Annotated in this window: 16 protein-coding genes; 5 read left to right on the top strand and 11 right to left on the bottom strand. The window is 58.1% G+C overall.

Annotation, left to right across the window (positions count from 1 at the left end; translation table 11 throughout):
• Nucleotides 1-22: 22 nt before the first annotated feature.
• Nucleotides 23-1,255 carry a urate hydroxylase PuuD gene (locus GOW04_RS16385; RefSeq protein ID WP_171233273.1) on the bottom strand — a complete coding sequence of 411 codons (1,233 nt, stop codon included), beginning with the start codon at nt 1,253-1,255 and terminating at the stop codon, nt 23-25.
• 101 nt (nt 1,256-1,356) lie between these two features.
• On the opposite strand from GOW04_RS16385, the gene GOW04_RS16380 reads away from it, so the two are divergent.
• Entirely contained in the window at nt 1,357-2,277 is a 921-nt protein-coding gene (locus GOW04_RS16380) for a LysR family transcriptional regulator (protein ID WP_152460538.1), read from the top strand.
• A gap of 5 nt (nt 2,278-2,282) precedes the next feature.
• Here the strand turns inward: GOW04_RS16380 and uraH are convergent, their stop codons facing one another.
• Nucleotides 2,283-2,636: a hydroxyisourate hydrolase gene (gene uraH, locus GOW04_RS16375; protein ID WP_171233272.1), complete on the bottom strand. Its 354-nt coding sequence runs from the start codon at nt 2,634-2,636 to the stop codon at nt 2,283-2,285.
• Nucleotides 2,637-2,782: 146 nt separating this feature from the next.
• Here uraH and puuE point away from each other — a divergent pair, with 146 nt between their 5' ends.
• From puuE to GOW04_RS16360, 3 genes are read left to right on the top strand one after another with little or no spacing between them, the layout of a single operon-like run.
• Nucleotides 2,783-4,195, top strand: coding sequence for an allantoinase PuuE (gene puuE / locus GOW04_RS16370; RefSeq protein WP_371814411.1), 1,413 nt, complete (start codon nt 2,783-2,785; stop codon nt 4,193-4,195).
• Complete coding sequence (locus GOW04_RS16365; protein WP_171233271.1) at nt 4,192-4,677, top strand: ureidoglycolate lyase; 486 nt, start codon at nt 4,192-4,194, stop codon at nt 4,675-4,677. The genes puuE and GOW04_RS16365 overlap by 4 nt, the downstream gene beginning before the upstream one ends.
• Nucleotides 4,678-4,730: 53 nt before the next feature.
• Complete coding sequence (locus GOW04_RS16360; protein WP_152460534.1) at nt 4,731-6,155, top strand: uracil-xanthine permease family protein; 1,425 nt, start codon at nt 4,731-4,733, stop codon at nt 6,153-6,155.
• A gap of 167 nt (nt 6,156-6,322) precedes the next feature.
• Here GOW04_RS16360 and bhcD read toward each other — a convergent pair whose 3' ends face one another.
• The 4 genes from bhcD to bhcA all read right to left on the bottom strand — a co-directional run bounded on the left by bhcD (nt 6,323) and on the right by bhcA (nt 10,754).
• A complete protein-coding gene (gene bhcD / locus GOW04_RS16355; RefSeq protein WP_171233270.1) occupies nt 6,323-7,288 on the bottom strand; it encodes an iminosuccinate reductase BhcD in 966 nt (321 codons plus the stop codon).
• A 116-nt stretch (nt 7,289-7,404) separates the two neighbouring features.
• Entirely contained in the window at nt 7,405-8,568 is a 1,164-nt protein-coding gene (bhcC, locus tag GOW04_RS16350) for a 3-hydroxy-D-aspartate aldolase BhcC (RefSeq protein ID WP_171233269.1), read from the bottom strand.
• Nucleotides 8,569-8,595: 27 nt separating this feature from the next.
• Complete coding sequence (bhcB, locus tag GOW04_RS16345; RefSeq protein ID WP_171233268.1) at nt 8,596-9,564, bottom strand: beta-hydroxyaspartate dehydratase BhcB; 969 nt, start codon at nt 9,562-9,564, stop codon at nt 8,596-8,598.
• Entirely contained in the window at nt 9,564-10,754 is a 1,191-nt protein-coding gene (gene bhcA, locus GOW04_RS16340) for an L-aspartate--glyoxylate aminotransferase BhcA (protein ID WP_171233267.1), read from the bottom strand. Before bhcA ends, bhcB begins: the two co-directional genes overlap by 1 nt.
• A 169-nt stretch (nt 10,755-10,923) precedes the next feature.
• Between bhcA and bhcR the strand changes: the two genes are divergently transcribed.
• Nucleotides 10,924-11,772: an HTH-type transcriptional regulator BhcR gene (bhcR, locus tag GOW04_RS16335; protein WP_171233266.1), complete on the top strand. Its 849-nt coding sequence runs from the start codon at nt 10,924-10,926 to the stop codon at nt 11,770-11,772.
• Here the strand turns inward: bhcR and GOW04_RS16330 are convergent.
• From GOW04_RS16330 to GOW04_RS16310, 5 genes are all read right to left on the bottom strand, one after another.
• A complete protein-coding gene (locus tag GOW04_RS16330; RefSeq protein ID WP_171233265.1) occupies nt 11,750-12,622 on the bottom strand; it encodes a bifunctional allantoicase/(S)-ureidoglycine aminohydrolase in 873 nt (290 codons plus the stop codon). The genes bhcR and GOW04_RS16330 overlap by 23 nt on opposite strands.
• 183 nt (nt 12,623-12,805) lie before the next feature.
• On the bottom strand, nt 12,806-13,939 hold the full coding sequence (nagA, locus tag GOW04_RS16325; protein WP_171233264.1) for an N-acetylglucosamine-6-phosphate deacetylase: 1,134 nt from the start codon (nt 13,937-13,939) through the stop codon (nt 12,806-12,808).
• Complete coding sequence (locus GOW04_RS16320; RefSeq protein ID WP_171233263.1) at nt 13,936-14,964, bottom strand: SIS domain-containing protein; 1,029 nt, start codon at nt 14,962-14,964, stop codon at nt 13,936-13,938. The genes nagA and GOW04_RS16320 overlap by 4 nt, the downstream gene beginning before the upstream one ends.
• Nucleotides 14,965-14,976: 12 nt before the next feature.
• The gene (locus tag GOW04_RS16315; RefSeq protein WP_171169957.1) at nt 14,977-15,732 is read right to left on the bottom strand and encodes a GntR family transcriptional regulator; all 756 of its coding nucleotides are present in this window, start codon (nt 15,730-15,732) and stop codon (nt 14,977-14,979) included.
• The gene (locus GOW04_RS16310) at nt 15,719-16,606 is read right to left on the bottom strand and encodes a BadF/BadG/BcrA/BcrD ATPase family protein (RefSeq protein WP_171233262.1); all 888 of its coding nucleotides are present in this window, start codon (nt 16,604-16,606) and stop codon (nt 15,719-15,721) included. The genes GOW04_RS16315 and GOW04_RS16310 overlap by 14 nt, the downstream gene beginning before the upstream one ends.
• Between the last annotated feature and the right edge of the window lie 96 nt (nt 16,607-16,702).

Here is a 16,702-nt window from a genome sequence, read left to right as displayed (position 1 = left end):
TCATGGTTTCGCGCGCAGGCGACTATTGGTTTCTGACTTCACGCACCCATGCGATGATGGTTTGGCGTGCCTCTTCATCCATTTGCACTGCTGATGGTGGCGGCATTGCGTGGCTGATCCCGGCTTGCAGATAGATCTGGTCAGCATGTCGGGCGACATCGCCGGGTGTCTCAAGGTAAACTTTGTTCGGGGCCCATTTCATGGTGCCGTACACCGGCTCGCGGGCGTGGCACATCGAGCAATTGCCCAAGACCGTGTCATAGGCATCGTCGAAGCCCGCGGCGGACGCATATTTCTGCTCGTATGGTGTCAGCTCGCGCGCTTCGGCGTCTTCCCATGTCTCGGTGTTTCTCACCGAAGACAGCCAGGCGATCACGACCATTAGCAGAACCGTCACGCCCCAGGTCCAGTGCGGGCCTTTCCCAGTTGCGTGCATCGTGTTGAAATAGTGACGGATGGTGACGCCCGTCAGAAAGATCAGACTGGCGATTATCCAGGAATACTCGGTGCCGAAAGCAAGCGGATAGTGGTTCGACAACATCAGGAACACGACCGGCAAAGTCAGGTAGTTGTTATGCGTGGATCGTACCTTGGCGATCTTGCCGTATTTGGCATCAGGTGTCCGACCGGCCTTGAGGTCTTCGACCACGATCCGTTGGTTCGGCATGATCTGAAAGAACACGTTGGCCGTCATGATCGTCGCAGTGAAGGCGCCAAGATGCAAAAGCGCAGCACGACCGGTGAAGATCTGGTTGTAACCCCAGGACATGATCACCAGGATCACGAACAACAGCAGCATCAGAACGGTCGGGTGATCGCTCAGCTTGGATTTGCACATCTGGTCGTAGAGCAGCCAACCAATGGTCAGTGATCCGCCGGAAATCAGAATCCCCTGCCACAGCGCCAGGTCCACTTTGGTCGGATCAAGCAGGAACAGCTCGCCACCAACCCAGTATATGATCATGAGCAACGCCGCACCTGACAGCCAGGTCGTGTAACTCTGCCATTTGTGCCAGGTCAGGTGCTCAGGCATGCGCGAGGGCGCAACCAGGTATTTGACGGTGTGGTAGAAGCCGCCGCCATGTACTTCCCATTCTTCGCCGTAGGCCCCGTCTGGAAGGGCTGGGTTCGGCTTTAGCATGAGGTCCAGCGCGATAAAGTAGAATGACGCCCCAATCCACGCCATCGCGGTGATCACATGCAGCCAGCGGACGGAAAAAGCGATCCACTCCCACATCACGGCCAAGTCATACATGGCTTTGCTCCTAAGTTTCTTTGCTTCCGGTTACTCTATGCGAGTGTGTTTTGTTCTGGTATTGCTGGTAAAGACCAAGCAGTATCAAAAAATGCAAAAAAATGTCCTACCTTGATAACATCAGAACCTTTGTCCGGGTCTATGAATTGGGCAGCATGTCCGCTGCGGGCCGTGATCTGAGGGTTTCGCCAGCCGTCACGTCGGCGCGTATATCGCAATTGGAAGAGCATCTTGGCGTGCGTTTGTTCCAACGCACGACACGCAGCCTGACGCCCACCGAGCAGGGAAAATCTTTCTATCGTGGCGCGGCAGAGATCCTAGAAGCAGTCGAAAGTGCCGAAGCCCAGATCGTCAATCTTACCGAAAACCTGAAAGGGTCACTCTATGTCGCGGCGCCTTTGGGGGTCGGGCGTCGGTTGATTGCGCCGCAGGTCCCGAAATTTCTCGCCGAGTACCCCGAGGTGAACGTCCGGCTAAGGCTTACCGACCGAAAGGTTGATCTGACAACCGAAGGTCTGGACCTGGCATTTTTTCTTGGTCAGCCAGAGGACAGCAACCTGCGTATTCGCAAGATCGCGGATGTCGAAAGAGTGCTTTGTGCATCCCCGAAATACATCAAAAAGCGCGGGATGCCCGAAAGCGGGGACGCGTTGATCGCTGATGAGCACGAATGTCTCAATTTGCGGTTCCCGGGCGCGACCGAGTTTCAATGGCTTTTGAGGACCGATACGGGGCCAAAACGGTTCCGGGTTTCCGGGCGCTACGAGTCAGACGATGGCGACGTGCTGACAGACTGGGCCCTTGGCGGACATGGTATCGCGTTGAAGCCGATTTTTGAGATCGCTCAACATCTCAAGGCCGGGACACTGGTTCCGGTGGCGGAAAAGACGCCGCCAGAACCGATTCAGATGGCATGTCTGTTTACGCACCGCCGTATGCAGGACCCCAAAACGCGGCTTTTCATGGAATTCATAATCGAACGCATCGGGTCGTCGATTGCGGCGGCAAATACGGCCCGGTAGGTCGCTCAGCTGCCGCGATAGGTCGAGTACCCGAAGGGCGAAAGCAGCAGAGGCACGTGGTAATGCGAATGTTCGGACATCCCAAACCGGATGGGGATGACGTTCAGAAAGCGCGGGTTTTCAGGTGGTGTGCCGCAGGCATCAAGGTAATCCCCGGCATGGAAGACAAGTTCGTAGTCACCTGTTGAAAACTCTGCTTCGGGCAGAATTTGTTCGTCGGTCCGGCCGTCGCCATTGGTGACCAGAGTTTTCAGCAACTGGCGGTCTGCACCTTCAATGCGGAACAGTTCGATTTTCAATCCTTCGGCGGGGCACCCCCGGGCCGTATCCAGAACATGTGTTGTAAGGTAACCGGTCATTTGCGCTACTCCTCAAGTTATACAGTTACTAGTCTGTTTTCGCATCCAGGAGCAAAGGCAGTCTGTGGGAAGCTGCTTTCTGCATTTTTTGAAAAACATCTTTGATTATCTGGGGTATTGATCAATTCAAGAAGAAGGAAACCGATGTGAAGCCTTATCCACGAGACATGACCGGTTACGGTGGGCAAGTTCCCAAAGCAAACTGGCCGAACGACGCCAAAATCGCCATTCAGATCGTGCTGAATTACGAAGAGGGCGGTGAAAACAACGTTCTGCACGGCGATGCCGCATCCGAAGCGTTTCTGTCCGAGATCACCGGAGCCGCCCCTTGGCCGGGGCAACGGCACTGGAACATGGAATCGATCTATGAATACGGCAGCCGCGCGGGGTTCTGGCGCGTGCATCGCCTTTTGCAGGATCTGCCTGTTACCGTCTACGGCGTTGCAACCGCTTTGGCGCGTGCACCTGCTCAAGTTGCGGCGATGAAGCATGCCGGGTGGGAGATCGCCAGCCACGGTTTGAAGTGGATTGAACACAAGGACATGGGCGCAGAAGAAGAACGTTCCCAGATCCGCGAAGCAATCCGCCTGCACACAGAGGTTACAGGTCAGCCGCCCCGTGGTTGGTATACGGGCCGCTGTTCGATGAATACGGTCGAACTGGCCGCCAGGGAAGGCGACTTTGCCTATATCGCCGACAGCTACGCCGACGATCTGCCATATTGGATCAAGGCAGGGGGCAAGGATCAACTGATCATGCCCTATACACTGGACTGCAACGATATGCGCTTTGCAATCCAGGCTGGGTTCACCAATGGGGAACAATTCGACAGCTATCTGAAAGACAGCTTTGACATGCTCTATGCCGAGGGTGAGGCGGGCGCGCCCAAGATGCTCTCGATTGGGTTGCACTGCCGTCTGATCGGTCGCCCGGGTCGCGCCATGGCGCTGAAACGCGCACTTGATTATTTCAGAAACCACGACGGTGTCTGGTTCGCAACGCGCGAGCAGATTGCCGACCACTGGGCCAGGGAACACCCACCGGTGCAACGGCTGACCCCGTCCGAAATGGATCGACCAACCTTCGTGTTGGAATTCGGCGGCGTGTTCGAGCATAGCCCGTGGATTGCCGAAGGTGCGTATGAACTGGAACTGGGCCCGACGCATGACAATGCCGCTGGTGTCCACAACGCGCTGGCGCGTGTGTTCCGTTCCGCCTCGCCCGAGCAGCGCCTTGGCGTTCTGACAGCCCACCCGGACCTGGCGGGCAAGCTGGCCGCCGCCGGCCGCCTGACCAAGGAAAGCACCGCGGAACAGGCCGGTGCGGGTCTGGACATGCTGACCGATGAAGAACGCGCAACGTTCACGGCGTTGAACGAAGCCTACACGACCAAGTTCGGCTTTCCTTTCATCATTGCCGTCAAAGACAAAACCAAAGCCAGCATTCTGGAAGCCTTTCGCCGTCGCATCGACAATGATCGCGACAGCGAATTTGCCGAAGCCTGCCATCAGGTCGAGCGCATTGCCGAATTGCGCCTGATCGAGAAGTTCGCGCAATGACGGCTGCCTTGAAACTCCGCCCATTGACGTCAGAGGCATTTGCACCTTTCGGCGATGTCATCGAGGCGGTTGGCCAGGTGGACAAGCTTATTAATCAGGGCAAATGCGCCCGCTATCACGACCGGGCCGTGTTGGATTTCCACGATGGGCGCGCGGGTATCAGCGTGTTTCAGTCCGAAGCCTTCAGCCTGCCGATCAAGTTGGAAATGGTGGAACGCCATCCGGATGGCAGCCAAGCCTTTTTGCCTTTGTCGGACAAACCATTTGTCGTGGTCGTGGCCCCGGATGAAAACGGAACACCCGGGCGCCCCATCGCCTTCAAAACAGCGCCCGGGCAGGGTGTGAATTATCGTCGCAACACCTGGCATGGCGTTCTGACCCCGCTTCATGCGCCCGGACTTTTTGCGGTGGTCGACCGAATTGGGGCCGGGCCCAACCTCGAAGAGCATTGGTTCGAGGAGGCTTTTGAAATCACAGAATGAGGCGCGTTGCCGGAAGAGGAGCCGGCTGCGAACCTCAAGGGAGGAAAGACCAAATGTCAGATGCATCCATCGGAACGCCGGAACAACTCCGCGATCCGAATTATACTCCGCCGCTGCTGAAGGCGGTGCCGCTTGGAATTCAACATGTACTGGCGATGTTCGTGTCCAACGTCACGCCAGCCATTATCGTTTGTGGCGCGGCCGGTTTCGGCTTTGGCTCGAACAGCCCCGATTTTCCGCAGATGATCTACATGATCCAGATGTCGATGTTCTTCGCGGGCGTCGCCACGTTGTTTCAATCCATTGGTGTGGGGCCTGTTGGTGCCCGGCTGCCGATCGTGCAGGGGACATCGTTTGCCTTTATCCCGATCATGATTCCACTGGTGGTGGGCAAGGGCGTTGACGCAATTGCCGTCCTGATGGGCGGGGTCGTTGTCGGTGGCTTGTTCCACGCCTGCCTCGGGTTGTTCATAGGGCGCATTCGCTTTGCTCTTCCGCCGCTGGTTACGGGCCTTGTGGTGACCATGATCGGCCTGGCACTTGTCAAAGTCGGCATCCAATATGCCGCCGGCGGTGTGCCCGCCATTGGTACCGAGGAATATGGCTCGGGTTTGAACTGGTTCATGGCCGGAACCGTAATCGTGGTCACGCTTGGCCTGAAATTCTTTGCCCGGGGCATGTTGTCGGTGTCGGCGGTTCTGATCGGACTGCTGGTCGGATACGCCGTGGCCTTCCTGCTTGGCCAGGTGAATCTGGGCAACGTTGGCAACGCGGCATCCTTTGCTCTGCCGAACCCCTTGCATTTTGGCCTTGAATTTTCGGTCGCGGCCATCATCGGTTTCTGTGCAATGTCCTTTGTTTCTGCCGTTGAAACCGTTGGGGACGTATCCGGTATCACCAAAGGGGGCGCTGGCCGCGAAGCCACCGACAAGGAAATTCAGGGCGCGACCTATGCTGATGGTCTTGGTACTGCGATCTCTGGCCTGTTTGGGGCGCTGCCGAACACGTCGTTCAGCCAGAATGTCGGGTTGATTGCCATGACCGGCGTCATGAGCCGCATGGTCGTGACCATCGGCGCGCTTTTCCTGATCGTTTGCGGGCTTATCCCCAAAATCGGGGCGATAATCTCGTCCATTCCGATCGAGGTTCTTGGCGGCGGCGTGATCGTGATGTTCGGCATGGTTGTTGCCGCAGGGGTTTCGATGCTGTCGGACGTGAACTGGAACCGGCGCAACATGGTGATTTTTGCAATCGCCCTGAGCCTTGGGCTGGGTTTGCAACTGGAACCCAACGCGTTGCAATACTTGCCTGGCACATTGAAGGTTCTGGCGACATCAGGAATCCTGCCCGCCGCCGTCATCGCCATTGTATTGAATCTGGTGCTTCCCGAAGAACTTTCCGACGAAGCGACGGAAGAGGTCTCGGGCGGCATGGCCGGACATGGTCTTGGGTCCATCGAGCAAGACGACCACGTCTGATGCGTTCGACCTGATACACTGATCTTCCTGGAAAAAAACATGAAGCGGCGCGCCTTGGCGCGCCGCGTTTCATTTTTTGGTCACCATTTAATGGAGATCTGCTGTCAAAAGCTCTCCGCCCAAAAGGACCGCCGAGACAATGCCCAAGAAGGTGTCGCCGTCTGGCTTCAGAAATCGACCTTGATCGCGACCCCTTTCCGAACGGCGAGGTCAACCACGGACGCGGCGACCGCAAGATCTTGTAGGCCCACACCCGTGCCATCGAACAGCGTTATCTGATTGTCCGATATCCGGCCCGGATCGGTGCCGTTGATGACCGCGCCAAGCTGCGCCACGTCGCTTTCTTGGATCAGGCCTTCGGCCACCGCGTGCTGCGCTTCGCCGATGCTGACGGATTGCGCGACTTCGTCCGTGAGCACGCTTGCCCTGGCCAGAAGGGACGCTTCGACTTCCTGTTTTCCTTTTGTGTCCGTGCCCATGCAGGCGATATGAGTTCCGGGGCTGACATGGTTCGCCATCAGCGAGGGCGCAAAGGCCGAAGTGATCGAAATGATCACATCCGCTTCAGTCATTTCGTCAAGCTCGACCGCCTGGAATGGAACGTTGGCTTCATTGGCGACCTTCTCGATATTCGGCAGCATCTCGGGGTGGTAGTTCCAGCCAATGACCTTTTCAAAGGCGCGCTGCTCCAGTGCCGCGCGAAGCTGAAAGGCTGCCTGGTGGCCAGCGCCTATCATGCCTATGACCTTGGCGTCCCTGCGTGCGAGATGCTTGATCGATACCGAAGATGCTGCCGCCGTTCGAAGGGCCGTCAGAAGGTTCCCGCCGACCATCGCAGATGGCTTGCCCGTGTCGGGGTCGAAAAGAAAAACGGTGGACTGGTGGTTGATCAGCCCGCGTTTTTCCAGATTGTTCGGCCAATAGCCGCCCGCCTTCAGTCCCAACGTCAGGCCGGCGCGGTCAAACCCCCCTTTGAAGCCGTACAGTGCATCTTCGTGCCCGATGGCTTCACGCACGACAGGGAAGTTGTAGGCGTCGCCGGACGCCATTGCGGCAAAGACCTGTTCGACCGCGTCAAAAGCCGCTTGTCGGGTCATAAGGTCAGCGATCTCACGCTCGGGTACGATCAGCATTTCATTCTCCAATCAAACATTCGTGCGCCCGCGTGCCACCGCCGGAAGGAGAGCATACACGCGGGCGGCTGTCTGGCTGCTTCCGAGCCAGCCCTCCCAAACAGAGCAAGTTCGAATCAATAAGCGCGTCCGCGGGCGGATACGGGCCAGACGGTCTCGACCTTGCCGTTGCGAACGCCGACATACCAATCATGTACATTTGCGGTTGGGTCGCAGTGCCCCGGAACCAGCCTGAGCTTGTCGTTGACCTTCAGCACACCGTTCGGGTCCATCACGACGCCGTGTTCGTCCGAACATTTGATGTACTCGACATCATCTCGGCCGAAGATAACGGGCAGACCGCTGTCCACCGATTGCGCCTTGAGGCCCGCATCGACGATCGCCTTGTCCGCCTTAGCGTGGCTCATGACGCTGGTCAGGATGAAGAATGCGTTTTCCCACTCGCCCTGATCGATCCGGTTGCCGTCCTTGTCCAGGATCCGGCCATAATCGGCGTCCATGAAGGCGTAGGACCCGCATTGCAGTTCGTTGTACACGCCCGAGTTGGATTCGAAGTAATATGAGCCGGTGCCGCCGCCCGAGACCAATTCGCATTCGATGCCTTCGGCTTTGAGGTCTTCAATCGCGCCCTTTACCATCGCAATTGCGGTGTCGAGCTTTTCCTTGCGCGCCTCATAGCTGTCGAGGTGCTGCATTGCGCCCTGATAGGCCTGAATGCCGGTGAATTTCAGGTTCTCGGCTGCTTCGACCGCTTTGGCGATTTCGATCACGTCGGATGTTGTCGTCACACCGCACCGGCCAGCGCCGCAGTCGATTTCGACGAAGACCTCCAACTGTGTTCCGTGATCCACCGCTGCGCCTGAAAGATCCGCGACATTGTCCAGATCATCGACACAGACGATGATGCGGCTGCCCAGCTTTGGCAGGCTGGCAAGACGGTCGATCTTGGCGGGGTCGCGTACCTGGTTCGACACCAGAACGTCCTTGATGCCGCCGCGCACGAACACTTCGGCCTCCGAAACTTTCTGGCAGCAGACGCCCACGGCGCCTCCGATCTTCTCCTGCAATTTGGCCACGTCTACCGATTTGTGCATTTTTCCATGCACGCGGTGGCGCATGCCGTGCGCCTTGGCATAGTCGCCCATCTTCTTAATGTTGCGTTCAAGCGCGTCGAGATCCAGCACAAGACAGGGGGTCTGGATATCTGCTTCATCCATTCCGGGCTTGGCCGGAATGTCAAAGCCTACTTCGAATTCGTCGAGATTGGTCATATCTTTCATGTCCGTATTCCTATGTCGGGATTGATGTCACGCGTTCAGCCAGGGCAGCCTGTCCAGATCGACATTGCCCCCGGTTATGATCAGGCCGACACGCTTGCCTTTGAATGCGTCCGGGTTCTTTAGGATCGTGGCCAGCGGAACGGCCGAAGATGGCTCCATCACGATCCGCAGGTGTTTCCACGTCAGTTTCATCGCGTCGATGATCTCTTGCTCTGAGGCCGTGTAGATTTCAGAGACATGGTTCGACACGAAGTGCCAAGTGAGGTCCTTCAGCGGCACCAGCAGCCCGTCGGCAATCGTCTTGGGTGCGTCATCCGCGATGATGTGGCCGGCCTTGAAGCTGCGATAGGCATCGTCGGCCTGTTCCGGTTCCGCCGCGATGATCGCGGTTTCCGGAGCGAGCGTCGACAGGGTCAGACAGGTGCCGGACACCATGCCGCCGCCGCCGATAGGTGCGACAACCGCATCCAGACCGTCGGTCTGCTCGATGAACTCGCGCGAACAGGTGCCTTGCCCGGCAATCACCCGCGGATCGTTGTAGGGATGGACGAAATCCCCGCCCGTGGCCGCCTGAACCTCGGCAAAGATTGCTTCGCGCGACGAGGTGGAGGGCTCACATTCCGTGATCTTCCCACCATAGCGCCGCACCGTGTCTTTCTTGGCCTGTGGCGCAGTGCGTGGCATGACGACGTTGCACGGTATGCCCCGCTTCATTGCCGCATAGGACAGGCACGAGGCGTGGTTGCCCGAAGAATGGGTTGCAACGCCTTTCTTGGCCTGATCGTCATCAAGGCCAAACACGGCGTTTGCAGCGCCGCGAACCTTGAAGGCGCCCGGTTCCTGAAAGTTTTCACATTTGAAGAACAGCTGTGCACCGCTCAGCTCGTTCAGAAAGTCCGAAGTACGTACCGGTGTGCGGCGGATGAAAGGTTCGATCCGATCATGTGCCGCCAGCATGTCCTCGTAGGTCGGGATGTACATGTTGCAGTCCTTCATCACGCGGCGTCCTTTTGAATGGCGCCCGAATGACCGCGATAGTATTCCTGCGCAGCCGCCACGCCCGAGCCCAACTGGATGTTCAGGCCCAAGTCGACCATGCACATTTCAGCAGTGGCAATCCCGGACAGGGCCATGACATCCGTCAGGCTTCCCAGATGCCCGATGCGGAATACCTTGCCCGCGACCTCGCCAAGGCCGACACCGAAGGCAACGCCATATTTTTCTGCCGCGTGCGTGACAATATCGGTGGCGTTGAAACCGTTTGGCGTACGGATCGCGCTGACGGTGTCAGAATAAACCGAAGGGTTCGCCGCGCACAGGTCCAGCCCCCAGGCGCCCACGGCGGCGCGTACGCCTTCGGCAATACGGTGATGCCGGGCAAAGACGTTTTCCAAACCTTCACCCAGCAGCATGTTACAGGCCTGATTGAGGCCATTCATCAAGCCAACCGCAGGTGTGTAAGGGTATGCGCTGTTGGCATAGCCTTTCGCCATGTCGTGCACGTCAAAGAAGGTGCGGGGCAGGGTCCCTGTGCTGGTCGCGTCCATTGCCCGCTGGCTAAACCCGACGATGGCAAGGCCCGCAGGCAACATGAACCCTTTCTGCGAACCCGTGACGGCCACATCAACGCCCCATTCGTCAAAACGGAAATCCATGGATCCGATCGATGAAACACCATCGACGAACAGCATTGCGGGGTGCCCGGCAGCATTCAGAGCCTTGCGTACAGCGGCAATATCCGATTTCACACCGGTTGCCGTTTCGTTATGCGTGGCAAGAACAGCCTTGATTTCGTGGCTTGTGTCGGCGGTCAGAATCTCTTCGTAACGATCGGCTGGCAGCCCTTCGCCCCAAGAGGTTTCGACAATCTCGACATTCAGACCGTGGCGCTGGCACATATCGATCCAGCGATGGCTGAACATGCCGTTGCGCGCCGCCAGAACCTTGTCACCGGCGGACAGGGTGTTGGTCAGCGCGGTCTCCCAGCCTCCGGTTCCGGTCGACGGGAAGATGAAGATTTCGGCGCTGTCGCTTTTCAGAATTTTTTGCACACCCGCGCGGGCTGGGTGCAGAATCTGCCCGAACAGCGGCGAGCGGTGGTCGATCGTGGGCATGTCGCAAGCCTTGCGCAGGCTTTCGGGGATATTGGTCGGGCCCGGAATGAAAACGGGATTTTGAAAGCTCATGGGTGGTCTCCTTCCGTCGTTGACCACACAATAAGTTCTAGCCGCTCTGCCCGATATATTTTTGAAAAAGCCTTTCAAAACACCAAGTTTTGAATTTAATTTATAATTGTCAGCGCCTTATATTTTTCATATCATGAATTAGTCTTTCACGAATGATCAAAGGGTTTTTATGGATTCTCAAGACAATACTCGCGAAGTCCGCAGAAAAGCCCGTGGAAGACCACGAGGATGGGACGACAAGACAGCGCAAAACACGATCAAATCTCTCGACCGTGCGATGGAAGTTTTTGAGTATTTGAGTGAAGCGCAGGGCAAGGCGTTAACCGCGCTATCCGACGAAATGGACCAGTCGCCCGCCACAGTTTACCGAATTCTCGTTACACTAGAGGGGAGGGGACTTGTCGAGTTCGATCATGACGAGCAGGTCTGGCACATCGGTCCTCGTGCGTTCGTAATCGGCTCGCGCTTCCTGCGTCGCACCAGCCTTGTGGACCGGGCCCGACCCGTGATGCGAAAGCTGATGGAGGCCACCGGCGAGACCGCAAACCTGGGGGTCGAAAAAGAAGGAATGGTGTTGTTCCTGAGCCAGGTGGAAACCCATGCCAGCATCCGGGCGTTTTTCCCACCGGGCACGCTGTCTCCGATGCACGCATCGGGCATCGGGAAAGCTTTGTTGGCATATATGGATGAAGATCGGCTGGACCGGCTGTTGGCCAAGACAGAACTGCGGGCCTTCACGGACCGGTCGATTACCAGCCCGGCCGCGCTGAAAGAAGATCTTGCCATGGTCAGGGCACAGGGCTTCTCGATAGACAACGAAGAAAAAAACGCGGGTATGCGATGTATCGCTGCGCCGGTTTTCGATATCAACCGAGAGGCTGTAGCCGGGATTTCGGTATCCGGACCGACAAGCCGCGTCAGCGAAGCCGAAATCGCGCGCCTAAGCCGCCCCGTCATCGAGGCGGCGCGTCAGTTAACTCTGGCCATCGGCGGGACTATTTCTGCGCCGCTGTCCTGAGGTTCCGGTGCTGCGGATAAGCCGCTGGCCCCGGCCGCAATGCCATATGACGGTTCACGTCTTTGTACAGCAGGTAACGGAACTTACCCGGTCCGCCCGCATAACAGGCCTGCGGGCAGAACGCGCGCAACCACATGTAATCGCCGGCCTCGACCTCTACCCAATCATTGTTCAGCCTGTAGACGGCCTTTCCCTCAAGAACATACAGACCATGTTCCATCACATGTGTTTCAAGGAAAGGAATGACGGCGCCGGGCTCGAAAGTCACCACGGTCACGTGCATATCGTGCCGCAGGTCACTTGGATCGACAAAGCGCGTCGTGGCCCATTTGCCGTCGGTTCCGGGCATCGGCGTCGGCGTGATCTCATTTTCGTTGAGAACCAGAACGTCCGGACGGTCAAGCCCTTCCACTGCTTCGTAAGCCTTTCGAATCCAATGGAAGCGCAGGGTCTCACCGCCTCGGTTTCGTAAGGTCCAGTTGCATTCAGCGGGCAGGTAGGCATAGCCGCCGGGCGTCAGTTCATGGGTCGTGCCGTCGGCCGTCAAGGTCGCTGTGCCTTCGACCACGAACAAAACGCCTTCGGCTTCGGGATCGGTCTCGGGACGGTCAGAGCCACCGCCGGGCTGAACCTCCATGATGTATTGCGAAAAGGTTTCGGCAAAGCCGCTGAGCGGGCGGGATATCACCCATAAGCGGGTGTCGTCCCAAAACGGCAGAAAACTGGTCACGATATCCCGCATCGTTCCCTTTGGGATCACTGCATAAGCGTCAGTAAATACGGCGCGGTCAGTCAGCAATTGCTCCTGACCAGGGTGCCCACCGTGTGGAGAATAATACTTGGCGGTCATGCATGCTCCTGAAAAATGTCATATGCCTGAAATATGCGCCGAAGGATCGGTGCGGACCACCCGCAAAAAGTTGACAGCTCTATTCGTGAAGATTTGAAAAATCAGAATTTGGCCGTCGGTAAGCGCGCGCAGCATTGGCATCATGCGTGCGCTGCGCAGCCGGTCGGACCAACAAGGATTGGGTCAGGGTTGCACCGGTCTGACCCCGGACAGATCCGGGGCAATCCGTATCATCTGCGACAGGTCAGGTTTCAGTCCTGTGCTTTTACCGGAAATCACCCCAAGCGGAACGCTTGTCGCTGCGGCGAGTGCATCCTGAACGGGGATCTCTGCTTGTCCCGTCAGAACCCGCACCGCTTTTGTCAGGCACAAGTCTGCCCCGGCCAGAGTGCCGTCCTCCAAAGTCAGCCTGCCGTTTTCCCGCCGGATGCGGCGTCCTTCCAACTGAAACTCGGTCAGTGACGTTCCGGCGACCGCCATCGCATCGCTGACAAGGAAAATCCGCCCTGGTCCGCGTTTGGCGGCCCAGGCAATCCGCATCGTATCGGGATGAACGTGGATGCCATCCGCGATCAAGCCCGCCGATAGCGATCCGCAGGATAGCGCCGCGCCGACCAGTCCCGGTTCACGACTGCCGAGCTGGCTCATTGCATTGAACAGATGCGTTGCGCACTGCGCCCCGGCCCTTGAAAACGCCTGGCAGGTTTCAAAAGGCGCGTCCGTATGCCCCAGAGAAACGATGACCCCCGCGCGTTTCAACTCTTCAACCCGTTGCGGGGTTGTGCTTTCAGGTGCCAGCGTGACCATCAATGCAGGCAGGAGTTTTGCAGCGTCGATCAGAATTTCCAGATCGGTTTGCTGCATCGGGCGGATCAGGGCGGCATCATGTGCGCCCTTGCGTCGCACAGACAGGTGCGGACCTTCCAGATGCAGGCCCGCAATACCGGGAACACCCGTCTGAACGGCCTTGATGGCGGCATCAATCGCGGCCCGGGTTTTCTCGGCCGTGTCCGTGATCAGGGTTGGCAGGATGCGAGTGGCACCCAGCGCGCGATGAGCGCTGGCGATTTGGGTCAGCGTGTGAACCGATGGATCGTCGTTGAACATCACGCCCCCGCCGCCGTTGACCTGCAAGTCCGCATAGCCGGGGCTGAGGATGTCGCCATGCAGATCCTCGATCTGGTCGTCCTGCGCGATCTGGGCCGCAGGCAGCAACGCATCCAGCACACCGTTTCTGAACCGTGCGGCGTATCCTTCACGCAATTCAGTGCCATCGAAGATTGGGCCGCCCGTAAAGGTAACAGTAGAGCTGGTCATACCGTTTCCGTCACTTTTTTCAGATGGCGTGGTGTGTCCGGGTCGATCCCGCGTTGTGTGGCCACCTTCTCCACCATTCCGTAAAACGCAGCGATTGTCGGTATCGGGTCCGTCATCCAATGCGACGTCCGAACATGGGGCAGTTCCGTGGCGTGTTTCACGCGGCCGGTTGTGGCGAAAACCACAGCGCCTTTGGACGCCAGTGCGTCCGCAACTTCGGCCAGATTGTCTTCTGCTGCATCCCCGGACGACAGGGCAAGCACGGGAAAGCCCTGATCCACGATGGAAACCGGGCCGTGCAGAACCTCGGCCGCCGAATAGCTTTCTGCGTGGATCTGGCAGGTTTCCTTGAATTTCAACGCGGCTTCGTTGGAGATTGCCAAAGTCAGGCCCCGGCCCAAGGTAAACAAAGAACGCCCATCCACCGCGTCCGCCACGGCGCTCCAGTCGCAGGCGATTGCGGTCGACAAACTTTCCGGCAGCCCATGGATTGCGCGCAACAGGTGATCATCGCGCTTCACCTGCGCAATCAGCCACAGCCCGGCGACCAGCGACGTCACGAATGTCTTTGTCGCCGCTACGCTCAGTTCGGGGCCCGCGTGAATGGGCAGTGTTGCCGCAGCCGCCTCGGCCAGGGTAGAGGCAGGGTTGTTCGTGATCGCGACCGAGTAAGCCCCGCCGGATGTGAGCGACTGCGTGAGCTGCACGATATCCGGGCTCTGACCGGATTGTGAGACAGAGATGCAGATTGCATCCTCGCAACGCATGTCGACCCCGTAGATGGATTTCACCGACGGTCCGACCGAAGCCATCGGCAAACCAAGCAACAGTTCCGAGGTGTATTTCAGAAAACTGCACGCATGATCCGAGGATCCGCGCGCCACCGAGATCAGGAACCGCGGGTCGCGGGCCCGGATCTCGTCGGCGGTTTGCGCGATCAAATCTGCACCTTCGGTCAGAAGGCGGTCTACGGCGTCGGGAATCTCATCGATCTCGCGCCGCATCTGAGTGGTTGTGTCAGGCATTTTCCCAGGCTTTCAATTTGACAGGCGCAGCTCGGCCACAAAGTCATAGGCGTCACCGCGGTAGATCGAGCGGGTCAATTCAGCGACCCGCCCGCTTTGCAGATATGAAGTGCGTTGAATCCGAAGCCCGGCCGTACCTTCCGCAACATCCAGAAGCTCTGCCTCGGGCGGTTCGAGGTTGATGGCCGAGATTTTCTGGATCGCGCGCACCGGTCGCAGACCAGATTGTTCAAGAACAGAGTAAAGCGACCCCGTCACTTCGGTGGGGTTCGGCAGGATATCGAGCGGAAGGGCCGCTTTTTCCAACGCCATCGGGCGTCCTCCTGCCTCTCGCAGGCGGTAGATACGCGCGACCTGTTCATTTGCCGACAAGCCCAATGCCATCATTTCTTCCGGGGATGGCAGGAAAATCCCACGCTCCAGCCATGTCGAGGTCGTCTTGAGCCCGCGCCGCTCCATGTCTTCGGTGAACGATGTCAGATGGGACAGCGATTGTTCAACCTTCGCTACGGGTTCGCGAACAAAGGACCCAGACCCCTGACGTTGTTCGATTGCACCTTTGCGCACCAGTTCATGAATGGCCTTGCGCACGGTCACACGGGACAGGTCGGTGATCTCGGCGATTTCTCTTTCTGGGGGCAGCGAACTGTTGGGAGGCAGGATGCCATCCTTGATCCCTTGTTCAAGGCGTTGACGGAGCTGTACATAGCGCGGGCCCGAGCTGTGCCCCAACCATCCTTCGGGCCGCAGGAAATCAGCTATGTTCATGTTCGATTTCCTCCAGATACGCCTGTGCCAATGCAAGTGCGCCGGACAGTGGATCGCCCGCGGGCTGGACCAGAGCAGATTGCATGTCCGCAGGCAGGTACGGCGCGTAAAGGGGGCCGATTCCGCCGGTCAGACAAACGGGCAGGCCAACGTTCCAGCCCATTTTCTTCATTACCTCGATCAGATAGCCCGCACCGTCCCGCAGGATGGATCTGGCCAAATCGTCCCCGCGATTGGAAAGCTCGGTCACAAGCGGGGCGAGGGCACCAAAGTCAGATGGCGTCATGTCAGCGGCGGCCCGTACAATTCCTGCGGCATCGCCAAATCGAGACAGCAGATCCTGCGCCAATGCCGAAGGGCCGGTCGTGCCGTCCGTGTGCTCCAGCGTCTTGGCCAGCGCCCGTTTGCCAACCCATTGCGCCGAAGCCTGATCGCCCAGAACTGGGCCCCACCCGCCGGCAAACTTCATCGTGCCACCCCTTTGCATGGCGACAAAAGAACCGGTACCGCAATGTGCAACAAACCCGTCCATCGCCCCCAATGCGCCACGCAAAGCTGCTGCGCGATCATCTTCGATCCGGACGTGCCGAAATGGCAATGCCGTCGCAAGTTTCCGGGCAATCGCGTCATCTGTTATCCCGGCCAGGCCCAGATAGGCGGGCGCTTGCGCAAGTTCCTCGGGCGAACGGCCCGTCTGAACGGCCAGAGCTTCCAGGCCGCGCCGCAGCTCGATGCAGGCGGCCTCGAAATCCGTGGACACGTTTGCCGCGCCGACTTCGACCCTGTGTGCTTTGCCATCAACAAAAGCGGCGACGCGGCAGCGCGTTCCGCCCCCGTCGGCGGCCAGGAGCATGGGTTTTGATGACTTTACCATATACAGACCTTTATAATACCTTTTGCGTGTTTTGAAGTCCTAATTGTGACCAAAGCGGCGAATTTCATACTATTTTGGCCAAAAATATAGAAAAAA

The organism is Ruegeria sp. HKCCA4812 (genome assembly GCF_013034245.1).
Taxonomy (GTDB): domain Bacteria; phylum Pseudomonadota; class Alphaproteobacteria; order Rhodobacterales; family Rhodobacteraceae; genus Ruegeria.
This window is presented reverse-complemented; position numbering and strand designations above follow the sequence as displayed.

Coding starts and splice junctions, on each gene's coding strand:
- GOW04_RS16385 (WP_171233273.1), bottom strand. CDS start 1,255: ATGTATGACTTGGCCGTGATGTGGGAGTGGATCGCTTTTTCCGTCCGC.
- GOW04_RS16380 (WP_152460538.1), top strand. CDS start 1,357: ATGTCCTACCTTGATAACATCAGAACCTTTGTCCGGGTCTATGAATTG.
- uraH (WP_171233272.1), bottom strand. CDS start 2,636: ATGACCGGTTACCTTACAACACATGTTCTGGATACGGCCCGGGGGTGC.
- GOW04_RS16365 (WP_171233271.1), top strand. CDS start 4,192: ATGACGGCTGCCTTGAAACTCCGCCCATTGACGTCAGAGGCATTTGCA.
- GOW04_RS16360 (WP_152460534.1), top strand. CDS start 4,731: ATGTCAGATGCATCCATCGGAACGCCGGAACAACTCCGCGATCCGAAT.
- bhcD (WP_171233270.1), bottom strand. CDS start 7,288: ATGCTGATCGTACCCGAGCGTGAGATCGCTGACCTTATGACCCGACAA.
- bhcC (WP_171233269.1), bottom strand. CDS start 8,568: ATGAAAGATATGACCAATCTCGACGAATTCGAAGTAGGCTTTGACATT.
- bhcB (WP_171233268.1), bottom strand. CDS start 9,564: ATGAAGGACTGCAACATGTACATCCCGACCTACGAGGACATGCTGGCG.
- bhcA (WP_171233267.1), bottom strand. CDS start 10,754: ATGAGCTTTCAAAATCCCGTTTTCATTCCGGGCCCGACCAATATCCCC.
- bhcR (WP_171233266.1), top strand. CDS start 10,924: ATGGATTCTCAAGACAATACTCGCGAAGTCCGCAGAAAAGCCCGTGGA.
- GOW04_RS16330 (WP_171233265.1), bottom strand. CDS start 12,622: ATGACCGCCAAGTATTATTCTCCACACGGTGGGCACCCTGGTCAGGAG.
- nagA (WP_171233264.1), bottom strand. CDS start 13,939: ATGACCAGCTCTACTGTTACCTTTACGGGCGGCCCAATCTTCGATGGC.
- GOW04_RS16320 (WP_171233263.1), bottom strand. CDS start 14,964: ATGCCTGACACAACCACTCAGATGCGGCGCGAGATCGATGAGATTCCC.
- GOW04_RS16315 (WP_171169957.1), bottom strand. CDS start 15,732: ATGAACATAGCTGATTTCCTGCGGCCCGAAGGATGGTTGGGGCACAGC.
- GOW04_RS16310 (WP_171233262.1), bottom strand. CDS start 16,606: ATGGTAAAGTCATCAAAACCCATGCTCCTGGCCGCCGACGGGGGCGGA.